Origin of the sequence: Paenibacillus sp. Dod16, from assembly GCF_049893405.1 — a bacterium.
GTDB lineage: Bacteria > Bacillota > Bacilli > Paenibacillales > Paenibacillaceae > Paenibacillus_AQ.
The window spans coordinates 1-17,405 of the sequence record NZ_JBNDYG010000082.1 but is presented as its reverse complement, the minus strand read 5'-3'; the positions used below and the strand labels follow the sequence as shown (position 1 = coordinate 17,405).

The 17,405-nt window shown below is 49.1% G+C and carries 13 protein-coding genes; 4 read left to right on the top strand and 9 right to left on the bottom strand.

What is annotated here, in order from left to right:
- The first annotated feature begins 10 nt into the window (after positions 1-10).
- Positions 11-106 carry an IS3 family transposase gene (locus ACPV3A_RS36380; protein ID WP_426200258.1) on the top strand — a complete coding sequence of 32 codons (96 nt, stop codon included), beginning with the start codon at positions 11-13 and terminating at the stop codon, positions 104-106.
- A 312-nt stretch (positions 107-418) separates the two neighbouring features.
- Here the strand turns inward: ACPV3A_RS36380 and ACPV3A_RS36375 are convergent, their stop codons facing one another.
- From ACPV3A_RS36375 to ACPV3A_RS36360, 4 genes are all read right to left on the bottom strand, one after another.
- Positions 419-2,623 carry a heavy metal translocating P-type ATPase gene (locus tag ACPV3A_RS36375; RefSeq protein WP_426204759.1) on the bottom strand — a complete coding sequence of 735 codons (2,205 nt, stop codon included), beginning with the start codon at positions 2,621-2,623 and terminating at the stop codon, positions 419-421.
- Between the two features lie 237 nt (positions 2,624-2,860).
- Complete coding sequence (locus tag ACPV3A_RS36370) at positions 2,861-3,883, bottom strand: serine hydrolase (RefSeq protein ID WP_339223747.1); 1,023 nt, start codon at positions 3,881-3,883, stop codon at positions 2,861-2,863.
- 53 nt (positions 3,884-3,936) lie between these two features.
- Positions 3,937-4,761 (bottom strand): MerR family transcriptional regulator, encoded by an 825-nt coding sequence (locus tag ACPV3A_RS36365; protein ID WP_426204756.1) that lies wholly within the window; start codon positions 4,759-4,761, stop codon positions 3,937-3,939.
- A 113-nt stretch (positions 4,762-4,874) separates the two neighbouring features.
- A complete protein-coding gene (locus tag ACPV3A_RS36360) occupies positions 4,875-5,663 on the bottom strand; it encodes an alpha/beta fold hydrolase (RefSeq protein WP_426204755.1) in 789 nt (262 codons plus the stop codon).
- A 275-nt stretch (positions 5,664-5,938) separates the two neighbouring features.
- Between ACPV3A_RS36360 and ACPV3A_RS36355 the strand changes: the two genes are divergently transcribed.
- Positions 5,939-7,984, top strand: a complete 2,046-nt coding sequence (locus ACPV3A_RS36355; RefSeq protein ID WP_426204753.1) for a serine hydrolase — start codon at positions 5,939-5,941, stop codon at positions 7,982-7,984.
- Positions 7,985-8,357: 373 nt separating this feature from the next.
- On the opposite strand, the gene ACPV3A_RS36350 is transcribed toward ACPV3A_RS36355, so the two are convergent.
- Together ACPV3A_RS36350 and ACPV3A_RS36345 are read right to left on the bottom strand one after the other, a co-directional pair.
- Positions 8,358-9,323 carry a DUF4097 family beta strand repeat-containing protein gene (locus ACPV3A_RS36350; protein WP_426204751.1) on the bottom strand — a complete coding sequence of 322 codons (966 nt, stop codon included), beginning with the start codon at positions 9,321-9,323 and terminating at the stop codon, positions 8,358-8,360.
- 198 nt (positions 9,324-9,521) lie between these two features.
- Positions 9,522-10,337, bottom strand: a complete 816-nt coding sequence (locus ACPV3A_RS36345; RefSeq protein WP_071221625.1) for a ZIP family metal transporter — start codon at positions 10,335-10,337, stop codon at positions 9,522-9,524.
- 332 nt (positions 10,338-10,669) lie between these two features.
- On the opposite strand from ACPV3A_RS36345, the gene ACPV3A_RS36340 reads away from it, so the two are divergent.
- The gene (locus ACPV3A_RS36340) at positions 10,670-11,230 is read left to right on the top strand and encodes an NAD(P)H-dependent oxidoreductase (RefSeq protein ID WP_220685476.1); all 561 of its coding nucleotides are present in this window, start codon (positions 10,670-10,672) and stop codon (positions 11,228-11,230) included.
- Positions 11,231-11,306: 76 nt separating this feature from the next.
- Here the strand turns inward: ACPV3A_RS36340 and ACPV3A_RS36335 are convergent, their stop codons facing one another.
- Together ACPV3A_RS36335 and ACPV3A_RS36330 are read right to left on the bottom strand one after the other, a co-directional pair.
- Entirely contained in the window at positions 11,307-11,675 is a 369-nt protein-coding gene (locus tag ACPV3A_RS36335) for a winged helix-turn-helix transcriptional regulator (protein WP_194542412.1), read from the bottom strand.
- Positions 11,676-11,786: 111 nt separating this feature from the next.
- The gene (locus ACPV3A_RS36330) at positions 11,787-14,975 is read right to left on the bottom strand and encodes a bifunctional cytochrome P450/NADPH--P450 reductase (protein WP_426204748.1); all 3,189 of its coding nucleotides are present in this window, start codon (positions 14,973-14,975) and stop codon (positions 11,787-11,789) included.
- A 389-nt stretch (positions 14,976-15,364) separates the two neighbouring features.
- Here ACPV3A_RS36330 and ACPV3A_RS36325 point away from each other — a divergent pair, with 389 nt between their 5' ends.
- Positions 15,365-15,856, top strand: coding sequence for a hypothetical protein (locus ACPV3A_RS36325; protein WP_426204747.1), 492 nt, complete (start codon positions 15,365-15,367; stop codon positions 15,854-15,856).
- 117 nt (positions 15,857-15,973) lie between these two features.
- Here the strand turns inward: ACPV3A_RS36325 and ACPV3A_RS36320 are convergent, their stop codons facing one another.
- Positions 15,974-17,101 (bottom strand): NAD(P)/FAD-dependent oxidoreductase, encoded by a 1,128-nt coding sequence (locus tag ACPV3A_RS36320; RefSeq protein WP_426204745.1) that lies wholly within the window; start codon positions 17,099-17,101, stop codon positions 15,974-15,976.
- Between the last annotated feature and the right edge of the window lie 304 nt (positions 17,102-17,405).

The following is a 17,405-nucleotide window of genomic DNA, read 5'->3' as shown; positions in this document are numbered from 1 at the left end:
TGAACAGCAAGTGAATGAATACATTCTGTTCTATAACCAGAACCGATTCCAGAAAAAATTAAACGACCGTTCCCCGGTAGAATACCGGGAAACGGTCGCAGCATAAATCATGTCTTTTTTGTACTGTCTACTTGACAGGGTTATGACCAGGACTGCGGCTTTTCCTGTTATCTTTTAGATCTCAATTCACTATTACATCGCAAGAAATGACGGTTTACATCTGAGAGGGAGGTTACTCAGGATCAGTCAGCGGTAGAGTCAACACGGTACCCTGCCAATAAGCTGTTATGTCTTCCACACCTCGTACATCCCGGCACTTTATCCAGCCAAAGGAATGACCATATTCCAGGTGCGGGTGAAATCCTAGGCTCGCGGACCCGTACCGGTGGCTGCATATCAACGGGTTGGGACTCCGTCTTCACATTATTATGCGGCTCTTATTCAGTCCCTGCACCTTCAGCTGCAATCTAAGCGCATTCGCAACAACAAGCACGGAGCTAGCCGCCATGCCGATGCATGCGATGCGCGGATCCAAATAACCGCATGCGGCCAATGGTACGGTAACGGCGTTATACAACAGAGCAAACAGCAAATTCTGATGAACGTTCCGCATCGTTTGGCGGCTCCATGTATACGCATCGATGATGTTGAATAGCTTGTTTCCGATCAGTACGATGTCGCCGGCCTGTTTAGCTGCGTCCGCTCCCCCGCCCATCGCCATGCCGACATCTGCCACGGCTAGCGCAGCCGCATCGTTTATTCCGTCGCCAATCATCGCAACGGAACGCCCTTGATGTTGAAGCTCGCGGATGAACGCCAGCTTGTCTTCAGGAAGCATGCCTGCGCGCATCTGATCGATCCCGGCCGCGGCAGCCACCGCCACGGCGGCCTGCTCCTCATCGCCCGTTACCATCCACACATCGGCTCGGCGCTTTAACTCCTGTACAATCTTCCGGGCGTCTTTTCTAAGCTTGTCAATCAATACAAGCGACCCGATGCACTTCCCGTTCACGGCGACATAAATCCTGGTATAGCCGGGGTGATCTGGAGGACTCTCCGGCTGTATGCCCTGCTCCAGCAGCCATCTTCGATTTCCCACGCATACGTGCTCACCTCTGACATAGCCTTCCATCCCTTTCCCAACCCGCTCTTGAAATTTCTGGGTTTCCAAAATGGGGGAATGTTTGTCTTGGGCAGCTCGTACAATGGCTTGTGCTAACGGGTGGGCGGACCGGGAAGCCACCGCAGCCGACATGGATAGCACGTAGGCAGCTTTGGCTTTGACGCCGTCCGCAGTGTGAATCGCCGTAAGTTGAGGCGTTCCTTCCGTCAACGTGCCGGTCTTATCCAACAATACGACATCGGTTCGGCGCAAACTCTCCAGAGAACGGCCGTCTTTGAACAGAACGCCTCTTTGGGCTGACGAGCCGGTTGCGATCAGGACGGATACCGGCGTAGCTAACCCAAGCGCACAGGGACAGGCGATCAGTAAAACAGACAGCGCGTGGCGCATGGCCGTTTCGGATGCATCGGGAGATTGGGAAAACCAGAGCCACCCCGCATATGTAAGCGCAGCACAACCGATCATCAAGGGAACAAAAATCGCTGCTATACGATCTACGGTTCGCTGAATGGCCGGTTTCCCCTGCTGCGCGGACTCGATTAGCCCAATCATTTGAGACAGGCGGGTTTCGTCATGATACTTATCAACCACGATGTCCAAACTTCCGATCAGACAACGCGTTCCGGCGTAGACTCGATCTTTCATGCCCTTGGCCACTGCTGTACTTTCACCTGTCAGCATAGATTCATCGGCATCCGCCGATCCCGACTGAACAAAGCCGTCAATGGAGATCCATTCCCCCTGATTCACCCGGATGCGGTCTCCGATCTGCACCTGATCCGCTGAAAGCCATTCTTCCCCATGACTGCGTAAAACTCGAACCCGTTTAACCTGAAGCTCATATAAGGCACTAAGCTGTTTCAGCGCTCTGCCTTTGGCCATGGTCTCAAGCCACTTGCCCAGCAGAACCGCGGTCATCACCATCGCGATCGTATCAAAATAAAGCGTTGGATGCGTGAAGCTGTCCCGGGATTTAAACATGACATAGTGGCTGTAGAAGTAAGCCACCGAGGTACTTAACGCAACGAGAGTATCCATGTTTGCCGTACGATGGATCAATGCCTGGTAAGCTCCATAATAGAAAGGATACCCAACGCCAAACTGAAGCAAGGTAGCGAGCACCCATTGAAATACGGGTTCCATCAACAAATTCGGTATCCATTGTGCTGGCCAATCGGCAACATGCGCCATCATCGCCCATATGAGCGGCATGGATAAACAAGCGGCAATAATAAACCGGATGCGATAAGCTCCCGTCTCCGCACCGATCCCGGCCTGTGGATGCGACAGCCTGTCAGTCGCTCCATAGCCAAGTTTTTCGATTTTCTCCATGATCTTCTCTATACCAATCTGCGTCGGTTCATAATGAATCGTGGCCTGAGATAAGGCGAGGCTAACACGGACAGATTGAATGCCTTGCACCTTACGAAGGACTTTCTCGATCCGGGCTGCACAAGCCGTGCAAGTCATGCCCGTCACTTGGATTTGATGCAGCTTCACAACGATTCCTCCCCACCCTCTGCTTATTTCTGTTTTCGCTTGTCCATACAATGTATGAAAATACACGTAACATCAGAATGGCTAAGAAGGGCCACCGATTGCGATTTTTGCCTGAAAGAGTGTGCAGCAACCGTAAAAGCCGCCAATTTGGCGGCTTCAGATGCGCAGATATTTTTGTTTTTTTGACATCAACCACATATTGAAACTGATACCGAGACAAAGATTGCGATGATCTATTTAGTCGATAACCGCCGGGATAATGCGTTCTTTAATCAGTGTCCATCGATCCCGCGGATTGACGGTAAATGCTGATGCAATGGCTACGACCAAGTCTTGCTTCGGAATGCAGCATATGATATTGCCTCCATCGCCTACTGCCGAGTATGCAGATACTCCGTCCTCATCGCGCAACCACCATAGATATCCATAATGGTTGGGATTCATCGCCGTTGATTGGTCAATCCATGCCCCCGATATAATGGGCTGATTGTCCCATGTGCCGCGGTTCAGATAAAGAAAGCCGAAACGAGCCATATCTCGAGGACTTAGCGTAAGCCCCCATCCTCCAGTAGAATTACCGGCTGGATCTTTGACCCATCCCCTGACGTCTTTTCCGAATAAATCATCAAATCCGAATGAATTCATGTCATAATCCGGAATTTCGTTCATGCCGATCGGTTTAAACAAGTATTCGTTAGCAAACGCGCGGGCACTTTTTCCTGTGCTGCGAGTTATGACAGCTGAGAGGAGATGCACCCCTGCAGTAGAATACTTAAATGCTCCCAGACTTCCACCGATGCCCAGCATATCCAGCGTATAATGAACCCAATCCGATTGCATGCACAGTTTGTCCAGCGGTTCGTGCCAATCCTCAAATGGATATGGAGCCGTCATCGTGAGCAGATGGCGTATCGTTACTTCCCGTTGTTGTCGAGCGTCAGCCTTAGGTTCATATTCGGGAAAAAAATCAAGCACCTTCTGATCTGCATGTTGTATATAGCCTGCATCTATAGCAATGCCAATGAGTGCAGATATGATACTCTTTGTAACCGATGCAACATGGTGCCGATCTTCCGGGCCATAACCATGATCGTATTTTTCATAAACGATAGCTCCGTGTCGAGCCACGACTATGCCATGAATATCGGGATATTCGGTTTTGATCCATGAATCCAGCCCTGAAAGCTTGTCAGCGTCCATTCCCACCGTCGCCGGGGCTAGGGTTTGCCATAATGTCGTTGGCCAGCAGCTTCTTTTCATAATAGATACCTCGCAGAATTCGTTATACAAGCTATATGGTATATGTAAATCTCTTATTTTTTGGTCACGGGGAAATACACCTCGGTCACCAATTCCTCGGCAGTCAAGGCCTGATAGGGGTCGGTTACATAAACTTCATAGGGCGATTGAGTCAAAGCATATCCTTCATCTTCTATCCATTCCCTCAGTTTGGCATATACCGATGTCAAATTGGAATAAGCCCCCTTTAAAACAGACCTCGCGCAAAGGCCACCGGACAACACTCTCGTTCCCTTTACAGCCTCCCTGACCGGAAGGGCAAACTCGGTGTCATTGCCTGCAGGGTGGAATTCCGGACTGTGATATATCGTCATGGGTGTTCCGACCAAGGTAAGCTGCTCCCTGGCAATCTTTTCGTACAATCTGCTGTAATACCCGCCATATCCTAAAGCATAGTCATCACTGCTCATCATCTGACGAATGTAAAGGATATTCATTGGTCCTGTTTCAACAAGCCGTACTTCGATATCATCCAGATATGACATCAAATGTATGCCCTGCTCCAGATTCAAGATATCCTGGTTCATTTGTTTTAGGATATATTCATACGTGTCTAACTTCTCCTGAATATCCCTACGTTTGCGATGAAGGGCGAAGCGAAGCTTCTCTTCGGATGGATCCGCTTCCTCGTCCAGAATCTCCTTGATTTCTTCCAGCGAAAAATGATAAGACTTCAAACGGTTAATATAGAGCATTTTCTTTAATTGACTAATGGAATAATATCGGTAACCGTTTTCCGGATTGATCTGGTCCGGATGAATTAATCCGATCTCATCGTAATATCGAAGTGTCTTTGTAGATACTTCGCATATTTTGGAGAATTCTCCAATCGACAGCAAAGGTTCACCTCTTTTCTGGTTTATCGCTCTTGGTTCAAGATCACTATACACCTTGCCCTAAGGGCAAAGTCTACAGCCATTTTATGAGGAGGATTATGATCTGCCCGTCCCCGCTATAAATGAGGAGTACCCTCCGGAATTGTACCGGTGTTAAGCCAATGGTTCACTACCCGATTAAACAGCGCAGGATCAGCAAGCGGTATGCCGTGCCCAACACCGGGAAAGATGATCCCGTCAGCGTTTTCGCTCAGCTGCACGAGATCTTCAGCCGACTTTTTAACACTGCCTCTCTCCTTCTCCCCAACCGTAACCAATAGCTTCGTTGTGGATTCTTGAATCCGCGGAGAGATTGAATAGGACATATTCTCCTTCAGCACTGAAACCAGCATCTCCCGTTTCATATGCAGAGTTTCCGCGTAATACTGTTCAAAGTCAACCTCATTCACATACAGCGTGCTTGCCTGCCATCTGGAAAACCATCTGTATCTTGTTAATGGGAAGCTTATTCGAACGGAAGGTTCAATCAGCTTAAGCGCTGTCGGCATCGGCCTCAGCAATGCGCTGTTTACGATGGCGTAATCAATAAGGCCGGGTCGCTGACATATCATCTCCACGAGAATTTGCGCACCTAGTGAAAAGCCGAAGACAACAATCTCCCGTCCATCAGCTTTGGTCGAAATGACCTCGTTAAGCTGCTCCGCGGTGCGGCTTATGGAAAAAGGCGGATTGCCGGGGCTGCGCCCATGTCCGGGCAAGTCAGGTATCAGGCAGAAGCTGTTTTCAAAAAAGGGAATCTGCTTGCTCCACATCCATCCGCTTACACCGCCGCCATGCAAAAAAACGATCATCCTTGCTGCCTGCTTATTTCCGCTCTCCTTGATGTATAGATTCAGTTTCCTCATCCCCCAGACATCTCTATGTTTATACTATTATAAAATAATAAGTATAAATTTTGATAGTATATTACCTAAATAACGCAATCAAATTGTACTAATTAAAAACAATCGATATAAAACGATTGATTTCGCCTCGGTTATTCTATCTCCCCTGGACCAAAGTCGAGGCCTGGTTCCCTCCGAAGAGCCAGTTAAAACTCATTCTGCGGACCGTTCTTCCATCTCCCTCCTTCGTCTACCATGAAGTGGAAATCAAATACGATTGACAAGGAGAGGAACCCATGAAGCCAAATAAACAAAGCAAATCCAGAACCATTCGTGTCCTGGCAGCCTCCGTACTGTCCGCTAGCCTGCTGGCTTTCCCTGCCGATATCTTTGCCGATACGGCTAAACCCGCCTCAAGTACAGCTTTAACACAGCATACGGGAGCACCGGTACTGAGTGCCAAAGAAGTCAAGGCGTTCACCGACGCCTATTTTGCCAAACCCCAGGTTTCGGACATGCTGGCTGGTGCGCTTGTTGTGGTCGTAAAAGACGACAAGGTGCTGCTGAATACGGGCTACGGCTATGCCGACCTTGAATCCAAGAAAAAGATTGACCCCGATCGAACCTTATTCCGCATGGCCTCGATATCCAAATCGATAACCGCAACGGCGGTCATGCAACTGGTAGAGGAAGGAAAAATCGACCTGAAGCAAGACATAACCGATTATATGCCGGATGTTAAAATCACCAACAACACCGGGACACCCGTCACCGTTGAGCATTTATTGACCCATACAACAGGCTTCGACTTTACGGACGACTACTCGCTTCCGCAGCATATCATTCAGAAGGGCGAGATGCCGCTTGCCGACTTTATCCGGTTAAATGCACCGGCTGTGGTTCGCACGCCAGGAGAGGTTTACCGCTATGATAATCTTGCCTCCTCCATGCAGGGCTACATTGTCGAGCGGGTATCAGGAGAACCGTTTGAAGATTATGTAAAAAAGCATATTTTCACCCCGCTACAAATGGAGCACGCTGCATTTCGGATGGATGAGGATATCATCGCAAACCTTGCGACTGGCTACAATGCCGAACGTCATCCGTTTAAGCCGTACCAAAACATACCTACCATCGCGCCGGAAGGCGGCATGTTCGCCACCGGTACCGATATGGCCAATTTCATCACTGCCCATCTAAATAAGGGCCAGTTCGGAGCTTCCCGCATTATGAAGGAAGAGACCATGCGTTTGATGCATCAGACGCATTATGATGCAGCTGGTCTACCGTTGATGTCATACGGTTTTGAATCGTTCATGCACAGCAGCCATAACGGCCAAACCCTGATTGGCAAAGGTGGCGATTTGGATGGCTATCATTCCTGGCTTTGGCTCCTTCCCGACCAGAATGTCGGAGGCCTGATCGTTGTTAACAGTGACGCGAGCACATCGATCCGAGCCGAATTTTTCACCGCATTTATGGATCATTTTTATCCGAAGAAGCAGGTTCAGCCGAACGACTTCCGGCTTAATCAGGAGCAGCTCAAGAAATTCGAGGGCATGTTCAGAAGTTTGAGAACACCGATTATCGCCACACAGGTGAAGGCCGGCCAAGGTGAGTTGTTAGTCTCGGATGCATTGGGCGAACATAAACTCACGCCGGTCGGTCCGCTGCGATTCGTAGATGAGAACGGTACGCCTGCCGCTTTCAAGGAAGATGATAACGGCAATGTGGCGTATATGTATTATACGGCGATAGACAGCATGTCCGAAAAGCTCGCGGAGCCTGCTGCGTACAACGACGTTCTGGAAGAGAATCCTTATGCCAAGGATATCTACTTCATGCAGTCCCTCAAGGCTTTAGGGGAGAATGAGCAATCCACCTTCCGACCGAATGAACCGATTACGCGGGCAGAGTTTGTCAGTGTTATCAGCCGGCTGGCCGGGATGAAGCCTAGCGATAGCGCGAGTTCGTTTAAGGATATGCAAGGGCACCCTCTCGCTGGTTATGTGCAGAATGTCGCGGACATGGGAGGTGTCACCGGCACACCAGGCCAGAACTTTGAACCGGATCAGCCGATCACGCGCCAAGAGGCTGCTGCTATAATATGGCGTGTGGCCCAAAACACGCTTGGCGCCAAGGCGGTTCCGGCCAAACTCAGCTCAAAACCGGCTGCATGGGCAGACGAAGCCGTACAGTTCATGGTCGGATCCGGGATGCATGGACCCGAGGTGACAACAGACGCAAACGGGGCCGCCGATTACCGGCCGTCCGACAAACTTCTGCGCAAGGAAGCTGCCGCCATCTATGCGAGACTGATTCAACAAGCCTTTGGTTTTTAATGAAAGAGACATCGAAGTTGGTCATACCCCTGCCAAGTTGACGCCAATAAAGTGACATCTGTAAGCTGCGACCGTTTCCCGGAACTCCAATGGGAAGCGGTCATTTAGCTTTTCTGAACAGTCTCCGTGAGTTTGCAGAGTTTACACTCCCCCGCACGAACGTAGATAATATCCCTGACCAGTTTTTTAGCGGCGTGTCCGACTGAAAGCTTCTTGTTAGCACGTCCTTTTTATTCCCATGAAAAAATCCCCTCATGGCAGACAACATGTAAAGCCATCTTAACAGATGTCTCTTTTTCGTTGTCTGCCATGAGGGGAGAATTCCAATTCAGGGTGTCTTCTCTTCAAATCGTCGATTCTATTGTATTCAACTTTATTCCAGCTTGAAGTTCCCAGAGCCAGTGCGAACTTTCAGCGCTATGTCGCCATTGCCGAATGTCCCCTTCAGCCTGCCTTCGTCTTCGTCTTTTACCTCATACTGTATTCCGTCCCACTCGATTTTTCCTTCACCGGAGCTTCCTTGAAAATCAACTTCCAGGGAGGAAGGCTCTTGAGCCAAATCGATGTTTACATTCCCGCTTCCGGCTCGGAGGTCGGTATTATGGATCAACCGCTCCGATTCCAGGTGTATGTTTCCAGAGCCTGTCGTTCCTTGTACGGCCGTCTCCCCGTCTTTCAGTTCAACATCGCCGCTTCCAGTCTGAAAGTTCAGCGTTGTGGCATGGTAGCGTTCCGCCTCTATAGTGCCGGATCCGGATTCCAACATAAAGGATTCGGCTTCAATCTCCATTGCCTCAATATCACCACTGCCGGTATACACCGTAAGTGAACCTGCATTTACTTCCTGAATATTGATATTCCCGCTGCCTGCCTTAACGGTGACAGCATCTCCACGCATATTTCCGATCTCGATATCGCCGCTTCCACTTTCAATTTGGGCCGCTGTCCATTGCTTTTCCGGTATTTCCACGGATAAAACGATATCCATAATATTCACACCAAACTCAATACCGTCAGGAACATCAACCCCGATTTCCAGCGTATCTCCGTTCGGCTCGACCTTCAATTTCACTTGGTCTGCATTTTTCGTGCTTACCTTTCCGTTCAACCGGACTTTAATCTCGTCTGCATTTCCTTTTGTGATTTCAATGTCGGAGCTTCCAGTTTGAATGGACAAATCCCGGTAATCATCAGCGGCGAATGTTTTCTCATCATTAATTTTCTTGGTCTTAAAGGAAAATCCGAATTGAACATCCGAAAAAATGTTCCTCGGGTTCATCGTAAAGAGCAACAGCAGTACGCCGGCCACTACGATCAATATACCTGTTTTCTTTTGCATAATGTGTTCCCATTCCTTCCGTCGTCCCTTTTTGTCTCTCTTCTGCCAAATCCTGAAGTCCTATTCAGTATAGCATCCATTTAGAGACTTGAGCATTGGTCCAGCGAATGAGACGAGAACCTCGACTTTAGTCCAGTATAGCTTAGCCGGGGTGAACGACAAAACAGCCAGTCCGCACCCGGCTGGCTGTTCTCGTCGCTATCCCAACGCCACATCAAGAATCATCATCAATACGAAACCGAACATTAAACTCATGGAAGCCAAATCCTTATTCCCTTTTTCTTGCGAACTTGGAATAACCTCTTCGGCTACAACGAAAATCATCGCACCGGCCGCGAAACTCAATGCGTAAGGGAGCATGGGTTCAATAAAGGCGACGGCTACCGCGCCGATTACCGCGGCAATGGGTTCCACCATACCCGAGAACTGTCCATAGAAGAAGCTTTTTCTCTGGGACATTCCGTCACCTCGTAAGGGCATGGAAACTGCAACGCCTTCCGGGAAGTTTTGAATACCGATGCCCAAGGCCAGCGTCAAAGCCCCTACCAGCGATGCTTCAGTCCCTCCATTGGCAAGCGCACCGAATGCGATCCCGACCGCTAACCCTTCCGGAATGTTGTGGAGGGTAATAGCGAGGACCAGCAGAGTACTCCGTTTTCTCACTTTGGGGTTATATCCTTCCGCTCCTCCAATCGGAGAATTGGGATGAAGATGGGGTAATACCTTATCGATTCCCCATATAAAAACTCCACCTAATAAAAATCCGAAGGCCGCCGGAAACCAGTTTCCAATCGCATTGCCTTCCGACATCTCGATGGCTGGAGCCAATAAGGACCAGTAACTGGCCGCAATCATGACACCGCCGGCAAAACCCAACATACTATCCAGCAGACGCTGGTTCAATGTTTTTGTAAAAAAAACAAGAGCCGCCCCTAACGCCGTCATTCCCCAAGTAAACAAGGTGGCTAGTAATGCTTGGATAATGGGATTGAATTTCATAAAAAAATCTACCATTAAACAAGAACTCCTTTATGAAAATAATATGATACCAGATAATATCTCCGAATATAGACCTTACATACATTTAACGGTTATTCAGAGGGTGATCTAGAAATTATGTACCCGTGAGAGTTCATTCTAATGCAGCCAGTGCAAATTATTATATATCATAATATGCGATTATGGTTGTCTTTTATTTTTCTGAAAACTCTACAATTTACAATCAACGATATCCTCCGCCAACACTCACCTTTTGGTAAGTACCTGTACTAAAAGTGCATACTTACATAATTGCAGTGCGCGCTTTATACTCAAGAATATCAATCATACTCAAGGAGGATACATCATTGAAAACACTTGTTATCGTTACACACCCAAACCTGGAAACATCCGTCATTAATAAGCGGTGGGTAGAAGAACTCCGACAATACCCGGAAAAATATACCGTACACGAATTGCATAAGGTTTACCCCGACGGAAACATTGATGTGCAACAAGAACAACAGCTTATTGAATCGCATAGCCATCTCGTTTTGCAGTTTCCGATCTATTGGTTTAATTGCCCGCCACTCCTCAAGAAATGGCTTGACGATGTTTTTGCTTATGGTTGGGCTTACGGTTCAAGAGGCGATAAATTAAAGAATCGGAAAGTGGCTTTAGCTGTATCCGCCGGCATCAAGAAAGAAGATTATCGGGAAGACGGAAGGTATCGCTACACGCTTGCCCAGATCCTAACTCCTTTTGAAACGACCTTCCTGTACTGCGACGCAGATTATCGTTCGTTCTTTGCCTACTATGGGCAAGAGGCTGCTCCTGGAGGCAACACGCCTGACATGGACCTATCGCCTCCTGATAACGCACTGGATATAAGTGCACGAGACTATTTGAAGTTCATAGACAACATGTGATAAATAAACCGAATGAAGCCGTTAAAAAAGAAGTATTTCCTTGTTCAGGAAATACTTCTTTGAATATAACAAAACCTCATGCTTCCAGTTGCACAGCTTCCAGAGCCGGCACACTGTTTTTCTCTCCCCACTCGCACATCATATGTAACACAGGAATGAGGGATAGTCCGCGTTCCGACAAGGTGTATTCGACTTTTGGAGGGACCTGGGGATATTCCGTGCGAACGATTAGCTCATCGGCCTCCAGCTCCTTTAACATGATGCTTAGCGTTTTAAAGGATATAGAACCAATGCTTCGCTTCAGCTCATTATGCCGCATCACCTTATTTTCAGACAGCCAGTACAAGATGATCATTTTATATTTACCGCCGATCAAGGATAACGTATAACCAAAGCCGGTGTCTTGAGGTTTCACGCCAGTCGGAACACAGGTTTCTTCGTGCATAAGTCACACTCTCCTTCGAATCTCTTCCATTACTCATGTACTGATCATCTTAACATAAAAACAGTACTGGATCGAAAGGAGATCTGTAGAACAAATTCGCTGGAATGACCCTCATCCCGCCCAGACGTCTTTTACATATTGTCCCGACGCCTCCAGCCCGGATAGCCAGGCGGCAGCCTCTTCTGCACTAACGCCATGTCTTTCCCGATAGGAAAGCATTAGTGTTTGCTCTACCTCCGGGGCCATCCGGGAACCGTCACCGCAAATGTACATTCGTGCTCCTGCCTCAAGCAGTGACAGCAATAACGCTCCGTCTTGTGTCATTAAATGCTGGACGTAGCATTTATCTACACCGTCTATCCTTGAAAAGGCTGTATGCAAGGTGACCAAGCCTTCTCTCTCCGCCTGCTCAAACTCCTCGCGGTAAAGATAGTCTTGCTCCGGATTCCGACAGCCGAAGTACAGATGCGCAGCACCCAGCTCCTGCCCAGCCTCCCGAAGCGCTTGTCTTGCCTGGATGAACCCCCTGAACGGAGCCACGCCCGTGCCTGGACCGATCATAATCATTGGCGTTGCCGGATCCTCAGGCAGCGCAAAGCCCGACTCCGGAGAACGAATGAACATCAGAACCTCTGCGCCCGTCTCCATCTGTTCCAAATAGTTGGAAGCCACGCCCCGGTATTCCCCTTGACCGCTCCAAGCACTGCCCCGAACGACACTGACCGTGATGCTTGCCGTATTCGGGCTAACCTTCGGGGAGCTGGAAATTGAATAATATCTCGGCTTCAATGGTGGCAGGAGCTCAAGAAACCGTTCAAACGGCAGCTCGCAGGCTTCATACCGCTCCAGCAGGTCGAGCATGGTGATCCGTTTGGCCCGCACTTCAGCCTGATAGGTCGCTTCCGCAAGCAGTTCTTGAAGCTCTTTGGCATGCGGCGGGCATACCGTGTAAGCGGCCATCTCCCGAATCTGTGCTCTTGTGGCTGGCTCCTGCAGCTCCACGCTGCGGAACAGCAGGTCGTCCAGACGGACAGGAATGCCTGTCGGCAAATGCGCACCGCTTCTTCCTTCAGCAGACAAGATAAGATGAGCACCCGCGTCCAGTTTGAATCTTCGGAGCACTCGCTGAACCAGCGTCACCGGATTGACCGGAAGCACCCCCAGATGATCTCCTTCACGATAATCCGTTCCCGCGGGAAGCGAGATTTCGATATGCTGCGTGATCCTTCCACTATCCCCATGCTGCAGATTGCGGGTATGAGCAACGTGCCCGGTTACAGCCTGGTAGGTTTCAGCCAGAGGCACGGCGGCCGCTCCCTGCACGAACTGGACGGACAGGGCACTGCGCTTCGCCACATTGACGGACGTAAGAGGGAGTCCTAGCGATTGCATCAGATCCGGCCATAAATGCTCCGTCCATTCGTCGACTTCACGCTCAAAGTCTCCGCTGGCATCACTCTCACCACGCGTAAGCAGTCGCTGCGCTCCTTTGATTGCAAGCTGATCGTCTATCAAGCGCGGAATCCGCTGATAGGTGCTTGCCCAGTTGTGGTCTCCGCAGCCGAATACCGCATATCGCACACCCTCAATTTCTGTTACATCGGCATCCTCCAGCCATTCCATAAATGCTTTGGCATTGGAAGGGGGCTGCCCGTTGTACGAGGCGGTTACAATGATGACGGCGCCTTCCTTCGGAAGCCTTCCGGCATAATCGTCCAGTGTGCCCACCTGGCTGTCGAACCCTTGGTGCTTCGCAGCATCCGCCACCTCTCGGGCAATTCCCTCTGCCGTGCCCAGATTGGACCCGTATAACGCGAGGAGCGGCGTATGATGAGCATTAGTCCCGGTTGTATCGGACAACGTGGCATATTCCCGCTTCTCCGAATCGTTTGCCCCCGTCTTGCCTCCTGCCGGAACCAACAGTGCAGCCCCGTCCTGACGGCTTCGAACTTGAATATGGAACCCTTCCGGCTTCAAAGTGAGTGTTTCCTTAACCTTTAACTCATAAGACTGGTTATCGATCAATTCAAAATATTTGAGCACCAGGCCAAGCACCAAGGTTGCCTCCTGCAGCGCAAACTGCTGCCCGATGCATGCGCGTTGTCCGTTGCCAAATGGTTTATACGCGTCATGCGGTACCTTGCTGGGATCTTCGAAGCGCTCCGGTCTGAACGTCTCCACGTCGTCTCCCCACACGCGGGAGTCCCTGTGCAGTCCCGGAATCAGGACCGTTACGCTGTCCCCCTTCTGAATCGGATAGGTTCCTCCGATTGCCGTATCTTCCTTCGCATATAACGAGAAGGCAGGCGCCGTTGGCCATAAACGCAGCGACTCGATAAGAACCATGCGGACGTATTTGAGCTCCCGCACCTGGTTGTAAGTCGGCACGGAATCTTTCAGAACGCGGTCCACTTCGCTTACCGCTTTATGCAATTTATCCGGATTTTTCAGCAAATAATAAATAGCAAAGGCCAGCAATCCGCTTGTCGTCTCATGCCCCGCGATAAGAAAGGTAATCATCTGATAACGAATATTCTCTTGATCCAGGCGCTCGCCTGTGTCTGGATCGACGCCTTCCAGCATATGCGCGAGCAAATCCCCTTCTTCACCGCCATACTTCTTGCGATCTTGTATGAGCTCATCAACTAGCGAGAACATGTTCTGGACATCTTCCTGAAACTGCCGCTTCTTTTTAATCATAAACATGTCCTGTATGCCGAGACGGTGCAGCTGATTCATGCCTTCATCAAGGGCCCGCACCATGCTGTCGATAAACGGGTGATTGTCTTCCCGGTAGAAGCTGTTAAAGCGATAATTAAAACCACACAGGCCGATGGTATCCAGCGTCAGACGAGTCATGTCGGCAGGAACGTCCACAGATTCGTCAGGGTTGAGCCTAGCCCATTTCTGGATGAGCTGCATCGCGATATCAACCATTTTGGTATGGTAGCCTTGCATCGCACGCTGGCTAAAGCTGGAGAGCAGGATGTTATGTGCCTTTTTCCAGTTGGGCTCGTGTGTAGCGCTCGTAAACAATCCATCACCTGCAAAAGGACGGACATTCTGAAGCGGCGCCCAGATTCGTTTATCAAAACGCTTCTCATCACACGCGTCCTTGACATATTCGTGGCCGGAGACGTACAGCTCCCTGCGTCCACCCGGATATTGAAATTGAAATATCGGCCCAAGTTCCGAGGCGACCTTCACAAGCGATTGGACCGGAGCAGCGGAATCCAGCAGCGGCAGATTGCCGAGCGGTCCGTAAGTTTTAGGTTGAGGTACTTGCTTCATATGCGACATTGATCTCCCTCCATGATCCATAGTTTCTTTAGTATGCGTCCCTTTGACCGGACGGGTGAAATCGCATCCAATACTCATTGACCAATATCGTAATGCGGTCATTTTGCGATAAAAAAGGAGGATTGACGGCGGCTTCGTTAGTTTCCACTTCGCTTGGCTGTCTTATCCTAGCCTTTACCCTATCACGATATGAAGGTCACGCATATCAGCCGTAGGTCCTTTAGGACTATAAAACCAAATAAAGGATCTCCCACCCTGAAATGCAATGAAATTAGTCATTGTTGTACTTTGCAAAGGAATGTTTTCAGAAAATGTTCACAGAATTTTCACTTACGAGAGACTTTCTCCAATCTCTATAATGACAAAGGTAACTAGAAAGGATGATGAAATTGCCAGCAACAAAAAAAGAAAATTTTTATTTTGGTTTGATGATGTGTCTGGGGATGGTTATCATGATGACCTCCTACAATTTGTTCACAAACGGATTAATTGGGAAAATATCGTTTATGGCCATACTCCTGCAATTGGTGTTGGGCTTCGTGATTGCCTTCTTATTGGAATCGTTTGTTGTCGGACCCATAGCAAAGAAAATTGTTTTTTCCTTATTGCGTAATAAATCCAGTAAAATCCTTATGATTGTGATGATGACATTTTGTATGGTGATCGGCATGGTTACTTTTATGTCCATGTACGGGCTAGCTTCCTCCTATTATGCAAATCAGCTTGGAGGGGAATCACTGCTTGGAAGCTACTTCTCCATTTTCATTAAGAATTTCGTGTTTGCGCTGCCGCTTCAACTTCTCATTGTAGGCCCGACCGTTCGCTTCCTGTTTGGCAGGTTGAAAGCAAAACGCGTGAACGAATCATTATCTGCCATATAATCGATTGGAATACAATCTCTCTCAACAACAAAAGCCGCGATATTCGCGGCTTTCTTTATAGTGACTGAAGATGCCGCTCACCAATTGCATGCTCAGAATCGATTTAGCCGGCATGCTTCAACGCTCTTCGATCGCTGTACGAATATCATAAGCATCGATGTCGATATCCAGTGGTATTCCAAGAGCCAATTTCGCTAATTGACTACCGATAAAGGGGCCCATCGTCAATCCGGATGCGCCCAGTCCGTTTGCGGTTATAAGGCCTTCCCAGCCAGGGACAGCACCTATAACCGGAAGAAATCCGGGGGTAAACGGACGAAATCCGACACGGACCTCTTGAAACGTGCTGTCAGCTAGTCCCGGCGCCAAGGCCAATCCTTTATTCAGGATTTCCTGCATGCCGCCGGCTGTTATTCTCGTATCGTAGCCTTTGACTTCATTTTCGTGAGTCGCTCCGATCACAATCTTCTGGTTATCAAAAGAGAGTAAATATTGATCCGATGGCGGCATGACGACCGGCCAGGTGCCTGTATCTTGCCGATCAGTCGCCTGCACATGCATGATTTGCGCTTTTTGAAAACGAACCTGAAAGTGAATGCCTAGTGGCTGAAGCAATTGATTAGCCCATGCACCAGCACAAACAATGACTTCATCTGCCTCAAATCTGCTTGCTCCGACAGCGGCTCCGGTTACGCGATTAGCTTGATATAACAATGCGGCATCCCCGTTTATAAGCTTGGCCCCGTTCCTCTGAGCGGACCGGATCAGCGCATCGCGCAGTGCACGACCATCGACACGGGCGGCGCCGCTAATGTGAACGGAATGATAGCCATCTCGAAGCAATGGGAAACGCTCATGGGTTTCTTCCTCATTCAGCCGGGTTATCTCACCGATTTCCGGAGCATCCGCTTTTCTGTTATGAGCCCGTTCCTTCATCTTGCGGATTTTATCCAAATCCTCGTGAATGCTAAGGGCCCCGACTTGTGCGTAGCCCGTTTCTGTCTCACCTTCGCTGATGAGTTCTCTCACTAAATCAGGGTAATAACGCGCGCCGGCCTTGGCTAATTGGTACCAAGCCTGATTCCGTCTTTGCGATAGCCAGGGGCAGATAATGCCCGCCGCGGCATCCGTAGCCTGTCCTTTATCATGGCGGTCTATAATAAGCACTTCCGCTCCCATTTTGGCTAACTGATAAGCAGTCGATGCCCCAAGTATTCCCGAACCAATGACGATCACGTTCTTCATGCATGACATTCCCTTCCTTAAATCACTGTATCCATTATAGCGAATGCAGGAAAAAAGTATAACGCACATCATTTCAGCGGTCTGAATCAGGCGGCTAAAGCTTGTCAGCGGGAGCATTTCTTCCCTATAAAAGAACATGCAAAAAAAGCCGCCAAATTGGTATTATCCCCTTTTAGTAGACAAGAGAAAAAAGACATCTGTTAAGATGGACTTAATCTTGCCTAACGAAGGGGATTTTTTCATGGCTAAAAAAGGACAAACTTACCAACGGTACTCCTTGGAATTAAAATTGGAGGCGGCCCGG